This window comes from Nocardia sp. NPDC051030, from assembly GCF_040683015.1.
GTDB lineage: Bacteria > Actinomycetota > Actinomycetes > Mycobacteriales > Mycobacteriaceae > Nocardia.
The window spans coordinates 618,091-640,084 of record NZ_JBFBCD010000003.1; the positions used below are offsets into that span (position 1 = coordinate 618,091).

At 64.5% G+C, this 21,994-nt stretch carries 21 protein-coding genes; 11 read left to right on the top strand and 10 right to left on the bottom strand.

Going from position 1 to position 21,994, the window contains the following annotated elements:
- Window positions 1-6: 6 nt before the first annotated feature.
- The 3 genes from ppgK (at window position 7) to AB0N05_RS12200 (ending at window position 3,488) form a co-directional block, all read left to right on the top strand.
- Complete coding sequence (ppgK, locus tag AB0N05_RS12190; RefSeq protein ID WP_364691407.1) at window positions 7-774, top strand: polyphosphate--glucose phosphotransferase; 768 nt, start codon at window positions 7-9, stop codon at window positions 772-774.
- Between the two features lie 104 nt (window positions 775-878).
- Entirely contained in the window at window positions 879-2,306 is a 1,428-nt protein-coding gene (locus tag AB0N05_RS12195; RefSeq protein ID WP_364691410.1) for a sugar porter family MFS transporter, read from the top strand.
- Between the two features lie 21 nt (window positions 2,307-2,327).
- A complete protein-coding gene (locus tag AB0N05_RS12200) occupies window positions 2,328-3,488 on the top strand; it encodes an AI-2E family transporter (protein WP_364691413.1) in 1,161 nt (386 codons plus the stop codon).
- Here the strand turns inward: AB0N05_RS12200 and AB0N05_RS12205 are convergent.
- A complete protein-coding gene (locus AB0N05_RS12205; protein ID WP_364691415.1) occupies window positions 3,455-4,345 on the bottom strand; it encodes an STAS domain-containing protein in 891 nt (296 codons plus the stop codon). The genes AB0N05_RS12200 and AB0N05_RS12205 overlap by 34 nt on opposite strands.
- A gap of 164 nt (window positions 4,346-4,509) precedes the next feature.
- Between AB0N05_RS12205 and AB0N05_RS12210 the strand changes: the two genes are divergently transcribed.
- The gene (locus AB0N05_RS12210) at window positions 4,510-5,172 is read left to right on the top strand and encodes a PAS and ANTAR domain-containing protein (RefSeq protein WP_364692320.1); all 663 of its coding nucleotides are present in this window, start codon (window positions 4,510-4,512) and stop codon (window positions 5,170-5,172) included.
- Window positions 5,173-5,624: 452 nt separating this feature from the next.
- The gene (locus tag AB0N05_RS12215; RefSeq protein ID WP_364692323.1) at window positions 5,625-9,044 is read left to right on the top strand and encodes a DNA-directed RNA polymerase subunit beta; all 3,420 of its coding nucleotides are present in this window, start codon (window positions 5,625-5,627) and stop codon (window positions 9,042-9,044) included.
- 111 nt (window positions 9,045-9,155) lie between these two features.
- Here the strand turns inward: AB0N05_RS12215 and AB0N05_RS12220 are convergent, their stop codons facing one another.
- From AB0N05_RS12220 to AB0N05_RS12235, 4 genes are all read right to left on the bottom strand, one after another.
- Entirely contained in the window at window positions 9,156-9,644 is a 489-nt protein-coding gene (locus AB0N05_RS12220) for a gluconokinase (RefSeq protein WP_364691417.1), read from the bottom strand.
- A gap of 67 nt (window positions 9,645-9,711) precedes the next feature.
- Complete coding sequence (locus tag AB0N05_RS12225) at window positions 9,712-10,470, bottom strand: hypothetical protein (RefSeq protein ID WP_364691420.1); 759 nt, start codon at window positions 10,468-10,470, stop codon at window positions 9,712-9,714.
- Window positions 10,463-11,383, bottom strand: coding sequence for a hypothetical protein (locus AB0N05_RS12230; RefSeq protein ID WP_364691423.1), 921 nt, complete (start codon window positions 11,381-11,383; stop codon window positions 10,463-10,465). Before AB0N05_RS12230 ends, AB0N05_RS12225 begins: the two co-directional genes overlap by 8 nt.
- Before the next feature lie 4 nt (window positions 11,384-11,387).
- Window positions 11,388-11,810 (bottom strand): hypothetical protein, encoded by a 423-nt coding sequence (locus tag AB0N05_RS12235; protein WP_364691426.1) that lies wholly within the window; start codon window positions 11,808-11,810, stop codon window positions 11,388-11,390.
- Between the two features lie 206 nt (window positions 11,811-12,016).
- Here AB0N05_RS12235 and AB0N05_RS12240 point away from each other — a divergent pair, with 206 nt between their 5' ends.
- Together AB0N05_RS12240 and AB0N05_RS12245 are read left to right on the top strand one after the other, a co-directional pair.
- Window positions 12,017-13,609 (top strand): FMN-binding glutamate synthase family protein, encoded by a 1,593-nt coding sequence (locus AB0N05_RS12240; protein ID WP_364691429.1) that lies wholly within the window; start codon window positions 12,017-12,019, stop codon window positions 13,607-13,609.
- Between the two features lie 75 nt (window positions 13,610-13,684).
- Window positions 13,685-14,524 carry a patatin-like phospholipase family protein gene (locus AB0N05_RS12245; RefSeq protein WP_364691432.1) on the top strand — a complete coding sequence of 280 codons (840 nt, stop codon included), beginning with the start codon at window positions 13,685-13,687 and terminating at the stop codon, window positions 14,522-14,524.
- 3 nt (window positions 14,525-14,527) lie between these two features.
- On the opposite strand, the gene AB0N05_RS12250 is transcribed toward AB0N05_RS12245, so the two are convergent.
- The 5 genes from AB0N05_RS12250 to AB0N05_RS12270 all read right to left on the bottom strand — a co-directional run bounded on the left by AB0N05_RS12250 (window position 14,528) and on the right by AB0N05_RS12270 (window position 18,405).
- Window positions 14,528-14,992 (bottom strand): cupin domain-containing protein, encoded by a 465-nt coding sequence (locus tag AB0N05_RS12250; RefSeq protein ID WP_364691435.1) that lies wholly within the window; start codon window positions 14,990-14,992, stop codon window positions 14,528-14,530.
- 128 nt (window positions 14,993-15,120) lie between these two features.
- Window positions 15,121-15,393: a hypothetical protein gene (locus tag AB0N05_RS12255; protein ID WP_364691437.1), complete on the bottom strand. Its 273-nt coding sequence runs from the start codon at window positions 15,391-15,393 to the stop codon at window positions 15,121-15,123.
- Between the two features lie 188 nt (window positions 15,394-15,581).
- Window positions 15,582-16,283, bottom strand: a complete 702-nt coding sequence (locus AB0N05_RS12260; RefSeq protein ID WP_364691440.1) for a hypothetical protein — start codon at window positions 16,281-16,283, stop codon at window positions 15,582-15,584.
- Window positions 16,284-16,312: 29 nt separating this feature from the next.
- Window positions 16,313-17,734 (bottom strand): IS607 family element RNA-guided endonuclease TnpB, encoded by a 1,422-nt coding sequence (tnpB, locus tag AB0N05_RS12265; RefSeq protein WP_364691443.1) that lies wholly within the window; start codon window positions 17,732-17,734, stop codon window positions 16,313-16,315.
- Between the two features lie 218 nt (window positions 17,735-17,952).
- A complete protein-coding gene (locus AB0N05_RS12270; protein WP_364691446.1) occupies window positions 17,953-18,405 on the bottom strand; it encodes a flavodoxin domain-containing protein in 453 nt (150 codons plus the stop codon).
- Window positions 18,406-18,711: 306 nt separating this feature from the next.
- On the opposite strand from AB0N05_RS12270, the gene AB0N05_RS12275 reads away from it, so the two are divergent.
- The 4 genes from AB0N05_RS12275 (at window position 18,712) to AB0N05_RS12290 (ending at window position 21,973) form a co-directional block, all read left to right on the top strand.
- Complete coding sequence (locus tag AB0N05_RS12275; protein WP_364691449.1) at window positions 18,712-19,155, top strand: hypothetical protein; 444 nt, start codon at window positions 18,712-18,714, stop codon at window positions 19,153-19,155.
- Between the two features lie 45 nt (window positions 19,156-19,200).
- A complete protein-coding gene (locus AB0N05_RS12280) occupies window positions 19,201-19,635 on the top strand; it encodes a MarR family transcriptional regulator (RefSeq protein ID WP_364691452.1) in 435 nt (144 codons plus the stop codon).
- Window positions 19,632-20,054, top strand: a complete 423-nt coding sequence (locus AB0N05_RS12285) for a hypothetical protein (protein ID WP_364691455.1) — start codon at window positions 19,632-19,634, stop codon at window positions 20,052-20,054. The genes AB0N05_RS12280 and AB0N05_RS12285 overlap by 4 nt, the downstream gene beginning before the upstream one ends.
- A gap of 176 nt (window positions 20,055-20,230) precedes the next feature.
- Window positions 20,231-21,973: a DUF6461 domain-containing protein gene (locus tag AB0N05_RS12290; RefSeq protein ID WP_364691458.1), complete on the top strand. Its 1,743-nt coding sequence runs from the start codon at window positions 20,231-20,233 to the stop codon at window positions 21,971-21,973.
- The last annotated feature ends 21 nt before the right edge of the window (window positions 21,974-21,994 follow it).

Consider the following 21,994-nt stretch of genomic DNA (forward strand, 5'->3'; position numbering starts at 1 on the left):
AGCGTCATGTCCCATAAAGCGCACAAGTCACACGCATTCGGCGTCGATATCGGCGGCAGTGGAATCAAGGGTGGCATCGTCCACCTGGAGACGGGTTTGCTGAAAGGCAAGCGGATCCGGCTACCCACGCCGCAGCCGTCGACACCGCAGGTCGTGGCCGAGACCGTCGCGAAGATCGTGGAGTCGGCGGGCTGGGACGGACCGGTCGGGATCACCCTGCCGAGCGTGATCACCGAGGGGACCGTGCGGACCGCGGCCAATATCGATCCGTCCTGGATCGGCGTGCACGCGGTCGACCTGTTTTCCGGTGTGCTCGACGGGCGTGAGGTGACGGTGCTCAATGACGCGGACGCGGCCGGTCTGGCCGAGGACAAGTTCGGCGCGGCCAAGGATCACGCGGGCGTGGTGCTGCTGCTGACCTTCGGCACCGGCATCGGGTCGGCGCTCATCTACCGCGGCACCCTCGTCCCGAATACCGAATTCGGGCATATGGAAGTCGGCGGAGTCGAAGCCGAACACCGCGCCGCATCGTCGGTGAAGGACCGCGACAACCTGACCTACGAACAGTGGGCCGTCGAAGTCAGCCGGGTGCTCGAACAGTTCGAAAAACTGCTGTGGCCGGAGGTGATCGTGGCCGGTGGCGGTGTCAGCCGGGAGGCCGAGCAGTGGGTGCCGCTGCTGACCAATGCCACGCCCGTCGTGGCCGCGACGCTGCACAACACCGCGGGGATCGTCGGTGCGGCGATGGCCGTCCGCGACCACCTGAAGCCGTAATCGGGACACACCTGCCGGGCGCGAATAGGTCTCCGAGCCATGGCGATGCGGCATGATCAGCTGGCAGGCACCTCGACGGCAACGGTCATCGGTAGGGAGTTTTCGTGAACGCAACCCCAGCATCGCGGACATCCGAAGCCGGACGGCCGCCGGGCGCGGACAACCTGGTGCACGTCATCTTCATTGCCGCCGCCGCGGCCATGGGCGGGTTCCTGTTCGGCTATGACAGCTCGGTCATCAATGGCGCCGTCGAGGCGATTCGCGACCGGTACGACATCGGGTCGGCGGCATTGGCGCAGGTGGTCGCCATCGCATTGATCGGGTGTGCCATCGGTGCGGCGATCGCCGGGCGCATTGCCGATCGAATCGGGCGCATCCATGTCATGCGGATCGCCGCCGGACTGTTCACCGTCAGCGCCCTGGGATCGGCCTTGCCGTTCGCGCTGTGGGATCTGGCCATGTGGCGCGTGCTGGGCGGTATCGGGATCGGCATGGCCTCGGTGATCGGGCCCGCCTATATCGCCGAGGTTTCCCCGCCCGCGTACCGGGGGCGTCTGGCTTCCTTCCAGCAGGCCGCCATCGTGACCGGTATCGCGACCTCGCAGTTGGTGAACTTCGGGATCCTGAAGTTCGCGGGCGGGGAGCAGCGCGGCAAGATCGCGGGGATCGAGGCCTGGCAGTGGATGCTCGGCGTGATGGTGGTGCCCGCCGCGCTGTATGGGCTGTTCTCGTTCGTGATTCCGGAGTCGCCGCGATTCCTGATTTCGGTGGGGAAGATCGACAAGGCGAAGCAGGTCCTGGCCGAGGTGGAGGGGGACAGCACGGATCTCGATGCCAGGGTGGGGGAGATCGAGGTGGCCATGCGGAGTGAGCATCGGTCCACATTCCGGGATTTGCTGGGGCGGTTCGGATTCCTGCCGGTGGTGTGGATCGGGATCGGGCTGTCGGTGTTTCAGCAGTTGGTGGGCATCAATGTGGTGTTCTACTACTCCTCGACGCTGTGGCAGTCGGTCGGGATCGACCCGTCGAGTTCGTTCTTCTATTCGTTCACCACCTCGATCATCAATATCGTGGGTACCGCCATCGCGATGGTGCTCGTGGACCGGATCGGGCGAAAACCGCTGGCGCTGATCGGTTCCGCGGGCATGGCGATAGCGCTGGCACTGGAGGCCTGGGCGTTCTCCGCCAAGACCGGGTCCGGGGACAGCGTGCAGCTGCCGACCACTCAGGGGACGGTCGCACTGATCTCGGCGCACGTCTTCGTATTGTTCTTCGCCCTGTCCTGGGGCGTGGTGGTGTGGGTGCTGCTGGGCGAGATGTTCCCCAATAGGCTGCGCGCCGCCGCGCTGGGCGTCGCGGCCTCGGCGCAGTGGATCGCCAACTGGGTCATCACCGCCAGCTTCCCGAGCCTGTCGGACTGGAACCTGTCCGGCACCTACGTCATCTACGCGACCTTCGCCGTGTTGTCGATTCCCTTTGTCCTCAAATGGGTTCCCGAGACGAAGGGAAAGTCGCTCGAGGAGATGGGCTGAACCTCATGCAAAACTGGGGTCGTGACCGAGCCATCGAATGAGACCGAGGCCGAACCGACGCGCGCCGCTCCGCCGGACCGGGAGACGGTCATCGGCCACGGAATGCTGTGGCTCGCAAAGTGGTCCGTGTGTGTAGTCGCCATCGCGGCGGGTGCGTGGGTGCTCGGGTTCGTGCTCGCCAAGCTGTGGGTGGCCGTGCTGCCGCTGGCGCTGGCCCTGGTCGTCGCCACCGTGCTGTGGCCGCCCACCAAGTGGCTCACCGACCGCGGCCTGCGGCCCGCGCTGGCGGCGTCGATCACCACCTTGGGCCTGGTCGGAATACTGGCCGGGGTCATCGCGCTCATCGTGCCCTCGGTGGTGGATCAAGCTCCGCAACTGGCCGATCGGTCGACCGAGGGCATCAATCGGGTGCGCGACTGGTTGCAGGGTCCGCCGCTGAATATCGGTGAGGAGCAACTGAGTTCCGCGGTCAATGCGATTGTCGACAAGGTGCAGTCCAGCGCCGAGCGGATCGCGACCGGCGTATTCACCGGTGTCAGTACGGCGACTTCGGCGATCGTCACCCTTTTCCTGGTGCTCATGCTGACGTTCTTCTTCGTCAAGGACGGCCCGAAGCTCTTGCCGTGGCTGCACTCGATTCTCGGCAGCCGCAGCGGCCGCCATGTCGAGGAGGTGCTGAGCCGGGTATGGGTCACCCTCGGCGGATTCATTCGAACCCAGGCGCTGGTGAGCCTCATCGACGCGGTGCTGATCGGCGGCGGCCTGGTGATCATGGGCATTCCGTTGGCGGCGGTGCTGACCGTCTTGACCTTCCTCGGCGGTTTCGTGCCGATCGTGGGTGCGTTCGTCGCCGGTGCGCTGGCCGTGCTGGTCGCGCTGGTGGCCAAGGGCCTGACGCAGGCGCTCATCGTGCTGGCCATCATCGTGGTGGTGCAGCAGCTGGAAGGCAATGTGCTGCAACCGGTTCTGCAGAGCCGCAGCATGCAACTGCACGCCGTGGTCGTCTTGCTCGCGATCACCGTCGGCGGTTCGCTCTACGGCATTGTCGGTGCGTTCCTCGCGGTGCCGGTCGCGGCGGTGGCCGCGGTGACCTTCCGCTACCTCGGCGAGCAGATCGACGCGCAGACCTCCCCGCCGAGTACGAGCGATCAGCCGGGGTCGGAGCCGCGGGTGACCTCGTAGCCGAGATGGCGTTCGGCCTCTTCGATACCGCCCTGCAGGTCGCCGACGGCATTCATCTTGGACAGGTCCAGGCCGATGGTGACCAGGGTCAGCGCGATTTCGGAGGACAGGCCGGTAATGATGACATTCGCGCCCATGAGCCCCGAAGCGTCGACGGTCTGTACCAGGTGATTGGCGACGGTGGAGTCGATGGTGGGCACACCGGTGATATCGATGACCACCACCTTGGCACGGTTATTGCGAATCGCGCCGAGGAGTTGTTCGGTGAGCTGGGTGGCCCGCTGACTGTCCAGCACGCCGATGATCGGCAGGATCAGCAGCTGCTCTCGCACCTGCAGCACAGGCGTCGACAGCTCCCGAATCGCTTCCTGCTGTTGACGAATGATGCGTTCGCGCTCTTGGACGAAGCTCACGCCGACGGTATTGGCAATGCGGTTCGCGGCCGGTTCGTACGCGTCGAGCACCCGGTTGAGCAGCTCGAAGTCATGCTGGTATTTCTCGAACAGCGAGCGCGCCAGCACATCTCGCAGCAGCAGCACGATGCCGAGCACCTCGTCGGTTTCCACGCCGCGGGGAATGATCCGCTCGGACAGGTCGCGAGCGTAGTTCTGCAGGGCTTCCACACTGCCGGTCTCGAGCACCTCGACGTAGTTGTCGTAGACCGCGGTGACTTCGGTGAACATCTCCTCGGGAGACATCGCCGTCAGCAATTGCGCTTCGGCAATGCGACGCGCCCATTCCTTGCGCAGTACCGTCCGATTCTGCCGGAGGTGCTCGACCAACTCCGGTAGCAAACCCGTGCTGCTCGAACCCGCTGATATCGGATCAGACTTCAGCTCGAACGAAACTTTCGACACCAGGACCCTCCCGGTCGCGCCATTGCCCCTCGAAGCGAAGCTTCACACTGAAGGGCGGGGGTAGCTTATCCGGCTTCGGGTTTCCGGGGAGCAAATCCGCAACGACGCGCTCGAAACGGGCGTCGGCGGCCCATAATCTGGCGGTGACCGAAAAGGCGGGCTCCGTGCCGGATCCGACGGACGCCATCGAGCTGGTGATCGGCTCCGGCCGGCCATTGGTGACCGGCAGCTTCCGTTTCTGGTTCGCCGATCAACGCTGGGAGTGGTCCGACGAGGTCGCGGCCATCCATGGATACGAGCCGGGCGAGGCCCACCCCACCACCGATCTGCTGCTCTCGCACAAACATCCGGAGGATCGCGACGAGGTGGCCGATTCGATCGCCGAGGCGATCGCCCACGCGCAGCCCTTCTCCAGCAGGCATCGGATCCTCGATTGCGAGGGGAACATCCACCATGTGATCGTGGTGGCCGATCACATGATCGACGAGCTGGGCGCGGTGGTCGGCACCACCGGGTACTTCGTCGACGTCACCATCGCGCTCGATCAGCAGCGGCGGGAAATCCTGGACGAGACCATCCCCGGGATCTATGAGGCGCGGGCGATGATCGAACAGGCCAAGGGCGCATTGATGCTCGCCTACCGGATCAACGCCGATCAAGCCTTCGGCGTGCTGAAATGGCGCTCCCAGGAATCCAATGTCAAAGTGCGCGAGCTGTCCCGGCAGCTGGTGTCGGAGCTGCCATCCCTGCCGAAGACGATGGGGCGTGCGCAGACTCAGTTCGATCATCTGCTGCTGACCGTCCATGAACGGATCGTGCCTTGCTGAGCGCGAACGGGCGAAGCAGATCCTCCAGCGTTGGCTGGACGCCCTCACCCGTTCACTCGTCGATGCCGGGCTCGCGCCGGAGCGGGCCGCGGCACGCGCGACCATGGTGTTCGGCCGTCGAAGGTGCGGTGATCCTGTGCCGCACTACGCGTTCCACGGAGCCGCTGGACATCGTGGCCGCGGAGCTCGAGCATCTGATGTCGAATACCGCCAATTGACTTGACGAATGGCATTCTGAGATGTCATTATTAAAAGGGGAAGGCACGAGAATTCAAGTGCCTCTTTCTTTCTGCCCTCGACATCTGTCGGTATCGGGTGTAATTTGAGACTTCGCGCTGTGGGGGCGCGTGCTGTCCAACTACTCACAATGTTGAATTACATCCGACGTTGAATTACACCCGACAGATAAGCAGATGCCGCGACGACCACGCGATACGTGTGGGCGGCGCGAGGTGCTGGAAGGACGCATCTTGGCAGTCTCGAGTCAGACCAAGCGGGTCTCGTTCGCCAAACTCCGTGAGCCCCTGGAGGTTCCGGGGTTATTGCAGGTCCAGACCGATTCGTTCGAGTGGTTGACCGGTGCGGGATTGGAGGAGATGCTCGCGGAGATCAGCCCGATCGAGGACTTCGCCGGAACCATGTCGCTGACCCTCTCCGAAGCCCGATTCGAGGAGGTCAAAGCCTCGGTCGAGGAATGCAAAGACAAGGATATGACCTACGCGGCGCCACTGTTCGTCACCGCGGAGTTCATGAACAACAACACCGGCGAGATCAAATCGCAGACGGTCTTCATGGGTGATTTCCCGATGATGACCGACAAGGGCACCTTCGTCGTCAATGGCACCGAGCGGGTCATCATCTCGCAGCTGGTGCGCTCGCCCGGCGTCTACTTCGGCGACAGCATCGACAAGACCACCGAGAAGACGCTGCACGATGTGCGGGTCATCCCGTCGCGCGGTGCGTGGCTGGAATTCGATATCGACAAGCGCGACACCATCGGCGTCCGCATCGACCGCAAACGCCGCCAACCGGTGACGGTCCTGCTCAAGGCGCTCGGCTGGACCAGTGAGCGGATCACCGAGCGATTCGGGTTCTCGGGGATCATGACCACCTCCCTGGAGAAGGACGGCACCCCCGGCCAGGACGAGGCGCTGCTCGATATCCACCGCAAGCTGCGGCCGGGCGAGCCGCCCACCAAGGAGTCCGCGCAGGCGCTGCTGGAGAACCTGTTCTTCAATGAGAAGCGCTACGACCTGGCGCGCGTCGGCCGGCACAAGGTGAACAAGAAGTTCGGTCTTCACACCGGGGAGGCCGTCGAAACCCGGGTGCTCACCGAGGAAGACATCGTCACCATCATCGATTACCTGCTGCGGCTGCACGCGGGTGAGGCGACCATGACCGCGCCCGGCGGCATCGAGGTGCCGGTCGAGGTCGATGACATCGATCATTTCGGTAATCGGCGGCTGCGCACCGTCGGTGAGCTGATCCAGAATCAGATGCGGCTGGGGCTTTCGCGCATGGAGCGGGTGGTTCGCGAGCGCATGACGACCCAGGACGTGGAGGCCATCACCCCGCAGTCGCTGATGAATATCCGTCCGGTGGTGGCGGGGATCCGGGAGTTCTTCGGCACCTCGCAGCTGTCGCAGTTCATGGATCAGCGCAATCCGCTGGCGAGCCTGACCCATAAGCGCCGCCTGTCCGCGCTCGGGCCGGGTGGATTGAGCCGCGAACGGGCCAGTCTGGAAGTGCGCGATGTGCACTACAGCCATTACGGCCGGATGTGCCCGATCGAGACGCCCGAAGGCCCGAGCATCGGGTTGATGGGCTATCTGTCGGTGTACGCGCGCGTCAATCCGTTCGGGTTCATCGAGACGCCGTACCGGAAAGTGGTGGACGGCATCGTGACCGACGAGGTCGAGTACCTCTCGGCCGACCAGGAAGACCTGCATGTGGTGGCGCAGGCCAATGAGCCGCTGGATGCGCAGGGGCGCTTCGTGAATGCGCGAACGGTGGTGCGGCGCAAGAATTCCGAGGTCGAGATGCTCGATTCCGCCGAGATCGAGTATATGGATGTGTCGCCGCGGCAGATGGTTTCGGTCGCGACCGCCATGATTCCCTTCCTCGAGCACGACGACGCCAACCGCGCCCTGATGGGCGCGAATATGCAGAAGCAGGCCGTGCCGCTGATCCGTTCCGAATCGCCGCTGGTCGGTACCGGTATGGAACTACGCGCCGCGGTCGATGCCGGTGATGTCGTGGTGAACGAGAAAGCCGGTGTGGTGGAAGAGGTTTCGGCCGATTTCATCACCGTCATGGCGGATGACGGGACGCGCAAGTCCTATCGGATGCGCAAGTTCGCTCGCTCGAATCAAGGCACCTGTATCAATCAGCGGCCGATCGTGGACGAGGGGCTGCGGGTGGAGGCCGGGCATGTGCTGGCCGACGGTCCCTGCACCGAGAACGGTGAGATGGCGCTGGGTAAGAATCTGCTGGTGGCGATCATGCCGTGGGAGGGGCATAACTACGAGGACGCGATCATCCTGTCCCAGCGGGTGGTTGAGGAGGACGTGCTCACCTCGATTCATATCGAGGAACACGAAATCGATGCCCGCGACACCAAATTGGGTGCGGAGGAGATCACGCGGGATCTGCCGAACATCTCCGAGGACATCCTGGCCGATCTCGACGATCGCGGGATCGTGCGGATCGGCGCGGAGGTGCGCGACGGCGACATTCTGGTCGGCAAGGTGACGCCCAAGGGCGAGACCGAGCTGACTCCGGAAGAACGGTTGCTGCGCGCGATCTTCGGTGAGAAGGCCCGTGAAGTGCGGGATACATCGCTGAAGATGAAGCACGGCGAGTCCGGCAAGGTCATCGGCGTGCGGGTGTTCTCGCGCGAGGACGATGACGATCTGTCCCCGGGCGTGAATGAGCTTGTGCGCGTGTATGTCGCGCAGAAGCGCAAGATCCAGGACGGCGACAAGCTGGCGGGCCGCCACGGCAATAAGGGTGTGATCGGGAAGATCCTCGCGAAGGAGGATATGCCGTTCCTGCCCGATGGCACTCCGGTGGACATCATCCTGAACACGCACGGCGTGCCTCGGCGTATGAATATCGGGCAGATCCTGGAGACGCATCTGGGCTGGGTCGGCAAGGCGGGCTGGAACATTCAACTCATCGACGGTGCCCGCCCGGACTGGGCGGAACGGCTGCCGGAGGAGCTGCTGTCGGCGGATCCAGGGACGAATCTCGCGACACCGGTCTTCGACGGTGCGCGTGAGGAGGAACTGACCGGATTGCTGGCGTCGACACTGCCCAATCGCGACGGTGAGGTCATGGTGGGGCCGGACGGCAAGGCCACGCTGTTCGACGGGCGTACCGGCGAACCCTTCCCGTACCCGATAGCGGTGGGCTACATGTACATCCTGAAGTTGCACCACCTGGTCGACGACAAGATCCACGCGCGCTCGACCGGCCCGTACTCGATGATCACCCAGCAGCCGCTGGGCGGTAAGGCGCAGTTCGGTGGTCAGCGCTTCGGTGAAATGGAGTGCTGGGCCATGCAGGCCTACGGTGCGGCGTACACCTTGCAGGAACTGCTCACCATCAAGTCCGATGACATCGTCGGCCGCGTGAAGGTCTACGAGGCGATCGTCAAGGGCGAGAACATTCCGGAGCCCGGTATCCCGGAGTCGTTCAAGGTGCTGCTCAAGGAGCTTCAGTCCCTGTGCCTCAATGTGGAGGTTCTCTCGGCCGGCTCCACCATCGAACTCCAGCACGGCGACGACGACGAACTCGATCGCGCCGCCGCCAATCTGGGAATCACGCTGTCCCGCAATGAATCCCCGTCGGTGAGTGATCTGCCGGGCTGATCACTGGTCCGGGGCCTGGCAGGCATCCTTGATGCCTGCCAGGTAAGGACACGAACCGACACTAACCGGTGAACTGTTCCAGCCCCACCGCGTGATTTGCCCAGCGAATGTCTAGCCGCCGAGCGCAGCGACGGCAGTATCGATGATCTCCTCCGGCGCCATGGTGATCGAGATGCGCACACCGTCCTCATCGGATTCGAGCGGCTCGAGATCGGCGAATTGCGAATCCAGCAGCGACACCGGCATGAAATGCCCCGACCGCTCCCGCATACGCTCGCCGATCAACTCCGGCGACCCATCCAAATGCAGGAACCACACCTTCCCACCCGACCGCAGCACATCCCGATAACGCCGCTTCAACGCCGAGGACGTCACCACTCCGCCGGTGTCCTGGTGCGCGGCAATCCATTCGGCGATATCGGCCAGCCACGGAGCGCGATCGGCATCGGTGAGCGGCGTACCCGCCGCCATCTTGTCGATATTCTCCTGCGGATGAAAGGCGTCGGCCTCGGCGTATTCAACCCCGAGCCGTTGCGCCAGAGCAGCACCCACGGTCGTCTTCCCCGACCCGGCCACACCCATCACAACGACCACAGTCATCGCTCGCACCTCTGCTCGTATCCACGCCGTCCCGCCGACGGCAGCCGAACCAGCATGCCATCCGAGGTCAGATGGGCGGCATCAGGTCGCTCTCGCTGACGGTGTACGCCAGCGGGGGGTAGACGAAGTCCGTTTCGTTGTTCTCACGCCGCCGAAGTTGGTAGAACTCGCGCCGCTGATCGTCATCGGCCGACACCAGGCGCGCACCGTGCGGGAGGTATGCGTGTCCGTCGTGAAATCGGACGAAGGTCTTCGACGTCCGGAAGGTCACGCCCAGCCACTGGTTCTCCACGGCCCGGGCGGGCTGGTCCAGAACGATCTTGTGCTTCAGCCGCCGATTCGAGGCGACGGAGAACGCGACGAAACTGTGGTGGGCCAGGGGAATCTCGAACATCTCGCCCGACTCCTTCGATTCGACGATCAGCTTCCTCGGCGGAACCGCTTCGGGGTGCCGGTAGCAGGAGAAGACGGCGATGTACGACTCGTCGGCCAGATCGAGGGCCTGGTCCGAATGGCTGCCCATGGTGGCGTAGGCGTTCGTGTAGGTCTCGATGAGAGCGTTGTTGAAGCCGATCGACAGCCCTGCTCGCGCCTGGATCCGCCGTGCGAGGCGCTCGTGCACCGGCCGAAAGTGTTGTGCCGGACTGCCATATCGAGTGGTGGTACGGACAAGAGGCACGCCGCCCGCCTCGTCGGTCTTGGTGAGCGTGGCACCGCGCCGCCCTTTTCCCACGTCTTCCCACAGGACCGACGAGGAGAGGTCCGCGAACAGCTCCCCCTCGAAAGTCAGGGCGTACGAAACGATCTCGTCCGAAATCCTAGACACGGGGTGCAAGGTAGTCTCCCGCGTTCATGCTGAAGGGAAATCGGTCGCCGTAGTCGATGAAGGACGAGGTCCTGTTCTCCTCGGCGTAGAGCCTGCGCAGCTCGTCCACGCCCTCCGATGTGGGCGGCTCCAGCTTCACCAGGTCTCCGGCCCGCGCGAGGAACGTCTGACCGTTCTTGTGCACGGCTTCGGTATTCGAGCAGCGCACCACGTATCCCAGGCGGGTCGGCAGCAACTCGGCGTCCAACATCGAGGGCCGGATCTCGTGGGTGTACAGGCGGTTGCTGGACAGCGGCATGAAGAAGACAGACCCGGGATAGAGGGTCAGGTCGAACTGCAAGGGAACTCCCTCGCGTTCGTCAGCCGAATCTTTAAGGCGGAAGCGAAGTTTGGTCAGCCCGCTGGCACCCTTCACGCCGTAATCGAAGGCGTCCTCGGCCAGTGGCCGCAGCTTCTCGAGCCCGTCATAGAACGTGCAGAAGGCCATGATGCCATTGACCGGCATGTCCTTGGTCTTGTCGGCATGTGCCGAGATCTTGGCCTTGGCCTGCTTCCGCTCGGTCGTAGCAGCGGTGTTGTGGTAGATCTGGGCGAGCACGTGATTGAGCCGTGCCTGGTCCCGAAAGATGGTGTCGGCCTCCCGGTTCAACGCCTCGACAATGCTCGTATCGGTCGGACCGAAGTTCTCCGTCGGCCCCGAGAGATTCGTAGAGCAGCGCAGCAGCCGAAACCGCAGTTCATCACCGATCCGCGTGACAGGCGTCAAATAGATTCCGCTCCGATGGGCCGTCCCAGGCTTGGTGGACTCGGTCAGCGACTGAAACGCGTGCTCCGCGCGAATCCGTCCGAAGTGACCGGCGTCGAGATCGAAGAAGCGGCGGTAGTACACGCCGACGCTGTGCGGAGCACTCATCCGATCACACCGGGGCGATGGTGGCGACAATCGTGTGGATGGTGCCATCCGGGATATCGAAGGTCTCGGTGATGTCCACCGTCATCAGGCGAATACCGGCGACTCCGGAATCGAGCAGGTAACGCGCGGTTACTACATCCCCGGTCTCGGTCATCTGGATATCGCGGATTCCCTGAATTACCTGGTACTGCACGCCGTGCTCGAGATCTCGGCTCAGTTGCGGTCCCGAGTATCCGGTCTGCAATCCCGCCTCCACGCGGGTTGCGTCGGGTGCGAATCGCACCGCGCTCGCATCGTGCGACACCAGTGCGTCGATGTAGGCGCGCGCTACTGCCGCGCGATCGGAATCGGCCGAATGCGTCGCTGCCCCAGCGATTCCCGGCGCACCGCCGAGGGAGGCCGCCATCGCGGCCGAGAGAATTGCCACTCGTTTAAAGCTCACGGGCACATACTCTCCCACCGGCGGTCAACTCGCTGAGGATCCGCGCATCCCCGCACCCGCCGGAACCGGTTGTGGGCCGAAACGCGACTCGGCATCGGGAACCCGGTTCAGTGCCGCGAGTCGGGGCCAACCGGGGCCTAGTGTCAGGGGACAGTTCATGCGCGCTGCCGCAGAGGCCCCGGGAGGGTTGTATGTTGCGTTTCTTCGTGGTGGGTTTCGTCGGGTTCGCGGTGCTCGCGGTGGGAGTGGTCGCCTCGATCGGATCGTGGGCTTGGTGGATCATGTGGGTTCTGCTGGCGGGGTTGCTGCTGGTCGGGGTCTACGATCTGGTGCAGCGGAAGCATTCGGTGCTGCGCAACTATCCGATTCTCGGGCATATGCGGTTTCTGCTGGAGAGCTTGCGTCCGGAATTGCAGCAGTACTTCATCGAGCGCAATTTCGATGGGCGGCCGTACGACCGGGATGTCCGCACGATCATCTACGAGCGTGCGAAGGGCATTCACGGGGAGCTGTCGTTCGGCACCGAACGCGATGTCGAGAGCGTCGGCTACGAGTATCTGGTCCACTCCACGGTGCCCGCGCCCGAACCCGAGGAACCGCCGCGGGTGCTCGTCGGCGGCCCGGAGTGCACGAAACCGTATTCGATGTCGCTGCTGAATGTGTCGGCCATGAGCTTCGGTGCGCTGTCGGCCAATGCGATTCGCGCGCTCAATAAGGGGGCGGCCATGGGCGGCTTCGCACACGACACTGGGGAGGGCGGGCTCACGCCCTACCATCTCGAAGGCGGGGGAGACCTGGTGTGGGAGATCGGATCCGGGTATTTCGGCACCCGCACGCCGGAAGGGCGATTCGATCCCGACCAGTTCGCGGACAAGGCCGCGCACCCGCATGTGAAGGCCGTATCCCTCAAGCTCAGCCAGGGCGCGAAGCCCGGCATCGGGGGAGTGCTGCCCGCACCCAAGGTGAGCGCGGAGATCGCACGGTATCGGGAAGTGCCCGTGCACGAGAAATGTGTGAGCCCGGCCGCGCATTCGGTGTTCAGCACGCCGCGTGAGCTGGTCCAGTTCATCGCGCGGATGCGGGAGCTGTCCGGAGGCAAGCCCGCCGGGTTCAAATTGTGCGTCGGCTCGCGGGTCGAGGTGCTCGCGATCTGCAAGGCCATGCTCTCGGAGGGGATCGCACCCGATTTCATCATTGTCGACGGCGCCGAGGGCGGAACCGCCGCCGCCCCACTGGAATACGAGGATCACGTGGGCCTGCCGCTGACCGACGGGCTCATGATCATGCATAACGCCCTGGTGGCGACCGGACTGCGCGAACGGATCAAGATCGGGGCGAGCGCGAAGGTGGCGGCGGGCAATGACATTGTCAAGCGGCTCGTGCAGGGCGCCGACTACACCAATGCCGCCCGGGCGATGATGATGGCCGTCGGCTGTATCCAAGCCCAGCGGTGCCACACCAATAAATGCCCGGTCGGCGTCGCGACACAGGATCCGAGGCGGGCGCGTGCCCTGGATATCGCCGACAAGAGCGTTCGCGCGCAACGCTATCAGGAGGCGACGGTCCGCCAAGCCGTCCAATTGATGGCCTCGCTCGGCGTCACCGATCCCCGCGATCTCACTCCGGACATGCTGCGCAAGAAGGTCACACCGACCACCCAGCGCTCGTATGCCGAACTGTACGAATGGCTTTCGCCGGGAGAGCTGCTGGCGGACCCGCCGCAAGGCTGGGCCGCCGACTGGGCGGCCGCCTCGGCGGACAGCTTCCGGCCGACGAAGTCGTGAGGGCGTTCGCCTACGGTGAATCCGGAATGCGCCGGGTAGTACGACCAGTTGGTGTGGTGCGAGAAAGGAGTACGTATGAGCGTGAGACGAGCATTGGTGTTGGGCGGCGGCGGGGTTGCCGGAATCGCCTGGGAGAACGGTGTTATCGCAGGGCTGGCCGATGCGGGCGTCGACGTGACCGGAGCCGATCTGCTGGTCGGGACATCGGCGGGCTCGAATGTCGCCGTGCAGATTGCGGCCGGGCTGACACCCGAGGAATTGTTCCGTCGCCAGACAGAATCCGAGTTGCAGAGCCACGAACTGGTGCCGGACGGTGACCCGCTCGCGGCCCTGCACGAGACGCTCACCGCGATGAACGAGGAGACCGAGGGCGATCCGGCCGAGCTGCGGCGTCGCCTGGGAGCGCTGGCGCTCGCCACCCCGACCGTCTCCGAGCCCGAACGCCGCGCGGTCATCGAAAGCCGTCTGCCCGTGCGGGAGTGGCCGGATCGCCGCGTGCTCATCCCCGTCGTCGAGGCCGTGACCGGAGAGCCTCGCGTCTTCGACCGCGATTCCGGAGTGCCGGTGGTGACCGCGGTGGCGGCCAGTTCGGCGGTGCCCGGGGTCTGGCCGCCCGTGACCATCGACGGCATCCGCTATGTCGACGGTGGCGTCCGCTCCGGCTGCAATGCCGACTACGCGCGCGGCTACGACCGTGTCCTGATCCTCGCGCCCATGCCCGACCCGGAGCTCGAACGCCAGGTCGCCGACTTGACCGGCGCCGGTTCCCGCGTCGAGATCATCGTGCTCGACGAGACATCCTGGGCCGCCGCGGGCGACAACCCCCTCGATCCCGCCACCCGGGTGCCGGTCGCGCAGGCCGGACGCACCCAGGGCAAGGCCGAATCCGCCCGGATCGCCGCCCTCTGGCTGTAATCCCTACCGCCAGTCGGGTTCTCCATCGAAATGCACATCGAACTTGTCGTGCAATTCGTCCATACTGCTCCAGTCGGCCTCACCGCGCGCGATGCGGCCGAGCTGGCGGAAATACTCGAACCGCGCGATCCCCGGAGTCAGCACCGCGAAGAACTCCGCGGGACCGTCCACGGTCGCCCCGAAGGCGTGCACGACCCCCGGCGGCACAACGACCAGCCCACCCTTCTCGACCCGGTTGAGCGCCCCGTCCACCAGGAACTCCATGGTCCCGTCGAGGATGTAGAAGATCTCCGTCGACCGCGTGTGATGATGCGGCCGAGTCCCATCCGCCCCCGCCTGCAACAACAGCCGATTGGCGCCCAACAGCCCGTCGGTCCGCTCACTGTCCTCCAACAGCCAGAACGCCCCACCCCCGGGCAGCCCCACCGACTCGACGTCCCCTTCTCGAACAATCAAAGCCTTTGCCATACAACTCATCTCACTTCGCTGTGTGGAAACCGATTGCCGATGCCGCCGATGATCGGGCACCGGCAATCAGCGCAACCCACACCTGCGCCGAAATTGTTCTGGCAGGCGCGATGAATCGGGTGCGCAGGCTACTTGCGCCGGATTCCCGAGGACCACCGGCCAAGCACTGCCCGCACGCCGCTCGGCGACTGTGGGTCGACCCGCTCGCTATCCGGAATGATGTTCTTCGGATCCGAATCCCATTGCCTGAGAATCCGATCGAGCTCCTCGAATCGCGGATCCCCCGGCTGGACGTCCTCATGGCCGGACCCGACGATATCGCCGGGACCGTACACCGGCTTCGGAATTCGGATCGCTCCATCCGCGGTGCGCCGCGCATACGGATATGGCCGGTGATTCATTCCCAACTCCTGTCATAGCGGTCGACGGCATAGCCCTCGACAACACCATGGCACCCGGCTACCGCGCTCCGATTGTTCGCGGATAGTCGTCGGTCCTGGAGGTCGCCGCCAGCCTGGAAGGCGTTGCGGGACAACCGTGATTCCGTGCGCCGGCACGTCCGGTCCGTGAACTCCTCGGTTCCGCCTGTCTACTCACCCTCGCCGTCGAGGATTCCGGCGGCGAGGGCGAGCGCGTGCGCGCGGCCCGGGCAGGCGTGCGGTCCGTAGCCGAAACCCAGCCCGGGGTGGCGGAGGTCGAGTTCGACGAGGGTGCCGTCGACAATGCGGCGGGTTGCGCGCAGGGGTGGGTTCTCAGCCATGGTTCTGGTCAGGCGTTCGTCGGTCGTGCCATCGAACTTCGCCGCATTGGTGAGCAAAGCCGTTGTTGCCGCACAGGCTTGGACGAGGAGGCAGATTCGGGCGGCCATGGCTTCGTCGGGAACGCCACCGAGAGCGTCGACCAACTCCGCGACCGCGGCGTCCGCATGCGGGTTGTCCGGCTCGAACGGCTGATAGTGCGCCGCGACGAGCTGAACGGCATCCGTCGAGATCTTCTCCAGCCCAAGGGCTTCCGCAAGTGCTAGAACGTGCGGCAATGGACCCTCGACGGTCTGCGCCCGTTCTCGCAGCTCGGCGGGAGATACGCCGTCCAACTCGGCGATCACCAGTGCGCGTCGGCGGGCGTGAGGATCGCCATCACAGAATCGCGGCACATGCGCACGCAGCCAAGCGATCCCCACCGGCGATTCGACAGCGGGCACCGGCGGCACAGCGGCATACAGCAGTGCGTCCCGCACCCGATCAGGTTCGCCGATGAGCGGCAATTCCTGACCCGTGACAGCCCCATCCATCCCGCGACCGTATCGCGTGACAGTTCCGTTCAGGAAATGTGTCGTCCTGTGTCCTGACCTGTCGGATTGCTCCGGCCGGGTTGGCCTGCTCCCGAAGGTGCGGGTCTTCCTGTGGCAGTACCACTGCGGGCCGGGGCCCGTCTGACACGGTTTCCAGCAGGCACGTTTACCGTCGCGACGCAACTCGCCGAGGACGCCCGCGGACCCACCGCGGAAACAGCCAACGCGGCCAGATTACGGGCCGCATTGAGATCACGATCCAGCACGAGACCACACACCTCGCACCGAAAGACACGCTCACGCAGGCCCAGCTTGGCTTTCACCGAACGACACCGTGAGCACGTCTTCGAACTAGGACAAAACCGATCGGCCACCACCAGACGAACCCCGTACCAGGTGCTCTTGTAGGTCAGTTGGCGACGGAACTCACCGAACCCGCCATCATGGATCGACTTCGCCAGACACCGATTACGCACCATCCCGGCCACGTTCAGATCCTCGATCACGATCGTCCCGAATTCACGCACGAGATGCGAGGTCAGCTTGTGCAGGCCGTCGCGGCGTTGATTCGCCACTCGCGCTTCGGCCTTCGCCAGTTCGGCGCGGGCACGCTGCCAGCGGTTCGACGGCCTCGCGCCCCGCGCCGGACCCCGGCGGCGAGCCAGTTTTCGGGCCGCTTTGCGGCGGCGTTTCTGCGCCTGGCGGTAATGCTTGGCCGCCGGGATCATCTCCCCGGTGGAGAGCACCGCCAGATTCTTCACCCCGAGATCCACCCCGACCACCGCATCCGGGAAGTGGGGTGCATGAATCCGCCGTTGCACGGTCACGACGAACGACACGAACCAGCGGCCGCCGGTGCACGAGACGGTGGCCGACCCGATCGAGGCGGTCCCGTTGCGCACCCGGCGCGCCAGCTTGCGCGTGGATTCCGCCGTGCGGATGGCCCCGATCCGGGGCAGTTTGATGTGCCGGGAATCGGTGTTCACCAACCCGATCGCGCCGGTCGTGAACGTGACGCTCTGCTTGCCGTGCTTGTGCTTGAAGGTGGGAAACCCCACTTTCGGGCCTTTGCGGGTGCCTTTCTTGGAGGTCCGGAAGTTGGTCAATCCGGTTGCCAGGTGGGCGAATCCGGAGCTGTAGGCCTCTTTCGAGTTCTCCGCCCACCACGGGGCGAGGGTGTCCTTGACCGAGTTGAACCAGCGACGCAAGTCATAGCCGGACCACCCCACCAGTGGGGTGAGGTGTTCCTCGGTGAGGCCGTAGCTGGCTTCGGCGTGCCGCTGGGACAGGTTGGCGCGGATCCGCGCCAACCCGGTGTTGTAGGCGAATCGTTGTGCACCGCAATGAGAGCGGAGCATCGCCTGCTGTGCGGCAGTGGGTTCGAGGGCAATCCGGTAAGCCTGCGTCACGCGCGTGGTCCCGCCGCAATCCCTCCCACCGTCATCGCTCATGTGTTCGAGCGTAGCCATCATTGATGCGACACAACAGCTCCTACGGCCGACACGCGGGTCCGGCTCGGCAACACGGAATGGAACGGAATGACACCAACTGACACGAACCGGTGAACTGTTCCAACCCCCGTCCGCCCGAACAATTCAGATATCGGCGACAACCATGCACGCGCTGAGAAGTCACCTGGGACTTTGCCTCAGCCATTGCATGCTCGTGGTTAAGCAGAGGTGAGTGCGGGGATGAGAAGTGTGGTGGCCCACTCTGCGGCCATGTCTTTCGCGCGGATTTCGGTTTGGGCGTCGTGCCGCGCGTGTTCGCCGACTTGGATTGCCCCGCAAGCGCTCAGCTTCTCGGCCGCGATCTCACCGCCTCGATTGAAGGTGTCCCCATAGACGCTGTCGCCCAGTCCGAAGACCGCGAACCGAAGGCCGGTCAGGTCCGGGCGGGCGGCGTCGAGTGCGTCGAAGAAGGGTTCGGCCCCGGTGGGGAGGTCGCCGTCCCCGTAGGTGGAGCAGACGATGATGTGGAAGTCGTGCACGTCGAGGTCCTCGATGGCGAATTCACTCATGTCGTAGATCGACACATCATGCGCCGCAAGCGCATCGGCGATATTGTCCGCCACGATCTCGCCGGTACCCATCTCCGATCCGAACAGAATGACGACGCGCACAGGTCCAGGGTTCCTTCCGGTAAGCTTCAAAGTTAGTGAGGCTAGCCTAACTAAACCTGGGTGTCACCGCTACTCCTTCGCGCCCGAACATCAGCCTGCCGCGATCGTCATCACACGCCTGGCAACCTCTCAGCGAATATGATCTGGGCTCGGCGGATCGAAATGGAGAACGCGATGGACCAGCGCAGTTCCGCTCTACAGTCGGTGACCGGACGCCTGCGATTGCTGCTCCGTGCGCTTCGGCGAACATCGTGGGCCGTGCCGATTGCGATGGGGCTCGTCAGTGCGGTCTACACGATCAGCACAATGTCCATCATTGGGTTCAGCCCGCTGTGGGCGGCCATCAACTTCATCGTCGGAGTCGGGGTCGGTGTATTGATCCGCCGCGCCGATACCTCCCGTCGATTCGGTGCCCGCGAGCTCCAACTCGAGTTCTATAACGCCCAGGACAACCGGCTCCTCCCGGACCGGATCTATCCGCCGTGGTGGGAGGAGCACATCAGTGACGAGCGCCGACGGCTGTGGGACCAACAGCGACGCGAATGGATTGTGATTGCCTTCGGTGCCTGTTCGATGCTGCTGTTCCTCGTGCAAGCCCTGGTACCGGCTGTCCGGATCCTTACGTCTCCCACGCTGATCTTCTTCGTGCTGCTCTCTGTGTGCGCCATCGCCTGGTACCGCCTCATGGCTCCGGCGCTGCACGCCGACCTCGATGAACTGTCTCGCCAGGCCGAATCCCGAGCCATCTGACGCGCCCCTTGTCCTCAATAGTCCGATATCGTAATATACGAAATCGTGGTAACAGAATCTGTAGAACCTGTGCAGTCGGCGCTACTGGCACTGCAACGCGCGACCCACGCCACCCTGCAATTGATCGCGGCCGAGCTGGTCGACCTTGATCTGACGGCCTCAGAGGTCAATGTCATGGCCAACCTCGCGGATGGGCAGGGGCGCACGGTTTCTCAGGTCGGCAGGGCTGTCGGCGCTCGCCCGACCACGCTGACCAGCGTGCTGGACCGGCTCGAACGCCGCGGTTACATCAGTAGGGGCATGCGCGCGGGTGACCGGCGATCGGTGCTCATCGAGTTGACCGATTCCGGGCGGGGCACTGCCGCCGTGATCGAGAAGGCCTTTGCCGATCTCGAGCGCCGCGCGCTGGAGGGCCTGCCCCCCAATGCAATTGCTGGTTTCTACACCGTCCTGAGCGCACTGACCAAGGAGGGGGAATGACACACCCCGATGAGGAATCCACGCCATTCGCCGAACTGATGACGCAGGTGATGGCCGACGCCGAGCGTTTCGGACATCGCCAGCACATCCACCTGACCTGGCTCGCCGTCCGCCGCTATGGCACCGACGCGGCCATCGGCCTGGTCAGCGCGGGCATTCAGCGCACCGCTCGCTACGCGGGCGCGCCGAAAAAGTACAACGCCACCGTCAGCCGGGCCTGGGTCGAGCTCGTGGGACATCACGCCAATGCTTCCAGCACAACGGATTTCGGCACCTTCGCCGACCGGAATCCCGCCCTCCTGGACAAGAGGCTCCTTACTCGCTTCTACCGGTCGTCAACCCTGGCCGGTGTCGGGGCCAGAACCGGCTGGATCGAGCCCGACCTCGCGCCGTTTCCCTGGCGTCACGCTGAGCCCTGATCGACGGTCAATTCTGTTGAGGGTCACAGCAAACGGATATTGTGCTCCGCCGTGGCGATCACCTCGTCGAGGTCTGCGTGCAGGGCCTGTTTGTCCATGCTGAGGGTGAAGCCGGCCGCTCATTCGGTCGCCGGTGATCGGGGTTCTTGTCGGTGGGGGCTGCGAGTATGTCGCCCATGCTGAAGTTGGAGTTATTGGCCGCGGATTCGCTCGCCGAACTGACCGAAAAGATCAGTGCGGCAATGCCGCTGGTGATATCGCGAATTCCTGCGGGGACCGCCGCCGAGCTGGTTCGGGCCCGGGAGTCGGACGACGTCCTGCACCGGTCGGGGACGATCATCGCGTCGGAGGACGACTCGCGTGTGGCCAAGGGACTGCGTTCGATGCGGCAGATGCTGGTCGAACGCCTGTACGGGGCGCTGGAACTGACTGTGAGCGAACTCGACGTGACCGCTCCGGCGGAGATCCTCGCGGCAGTGACGCCGATCGGAACCGCGTTCGGCATGATGACTTCGAGGGATGACAGCGAGGCAGGCCGTGGCTTGATCTTCCTGGAAGCCGGTCATCCAGGTTCGACGGATGTGCTCCTGGATTGCGTCGACTACCTCATGCAGCGCCCCGAGATCACCGACCTGCTGGCCGTCGACGCGAATGTAACCGGGGAGCAAGAGATCGCCGCCATCCACGGGGCGGCCTACCTGGGGCTGGCGGTAACGGTGTCTGCCGCACTTTTCCGGGGGCTACCGGAATCTCGGACCATCCCGGCGATCATCGGCGCCGGACTGGGCGCGGCGGCACATGCCTTGTCTCATGCCCCCATGCCCGGCGCGTATGACAACGCGCTGCTGGAGAAGCGCCGCGCCGAATACCTATATGCGAGTTATTCCATCAATGTCACGGTCCGAGAGCATCTGTTCACGCTGTCCGAAGGGGACGTCCCCGCCGATGCGGGTGCCGCCGCGTTCTCCGGCAACGGGCTCGTGGTCCCGGTGCGGGGTGGCGCGATGGTGCGCACGGGCGCTACGGATCGAGCTGTGAAGGTGGTCGTGGATGTGCTCGCCGACGCGCCTCAGGATGTGACGCTGGACGAGTGGGAGGAGGTCGTCGAGGTCAGCTGGACTGCGGTCGAGGGGTCCGCGAATATTCTAGGGCAGGAGCGCTTTTGGCCCCGATCGTCCTTCACGACACCGCCTTGGCCGGGGGACTACCGGCTGCGCGTACACGCCAGAGGCCGCGACGGCGACGATACGGAGGCATATCGGCTCGCGATCTGGGCGGCCCCGCACGCGCCGGATATCGTGCACAAGGCCACCGACCGGCTCGGACATCGGCTGCGCGGCGAATCCGAGCCGCCCATCCTCATCGCGCCGTACGCCGACCATCGCTGGGTCGAGAGCAGCGGCGTGGAGATGGCCGCCACCTTCACCCTCATCACGGGCTCGACCACGGCGGAAGTCCTGCGAGCCTTCGGCGCAGATCCCAGCGCACCGGTGTCGATCAACGTTCTCGCAAACAGCGGTCGGTACGAGCAGTGGGTCGCGGTCCTCGCCCTCGACTCGATGGTGCTGGCCATCGAGGACAATGGCTCCCAAGGTTCCCTCGAACCGGTGCTCCGTGCCCTGTCCCGCAATGGCAAGGCCGCCAGCGTCTTCTGGAACATTAATGGCCACGATCGCCTCGGCTTCGCCGAAAATGGCCGCGTAATAGCCTCTTTCGACCCGGTCTCCGATGAAGTTCCCGCCGATCCCGAACTGGCCGACATACTCGACGGCCTGGACTTCACCGACTTCCGGCACATGAACGCCAAGGGTATGACCGCAATAGCCCGCTACATGGGCCGCACCATTACCGAATCCGACCTGTCTGAAGCTTTCGACCCGGGCATCGGCTACCGAACCTCGGACATCGACACGCACTGACGAGAGCAGTGCTCTTGACTT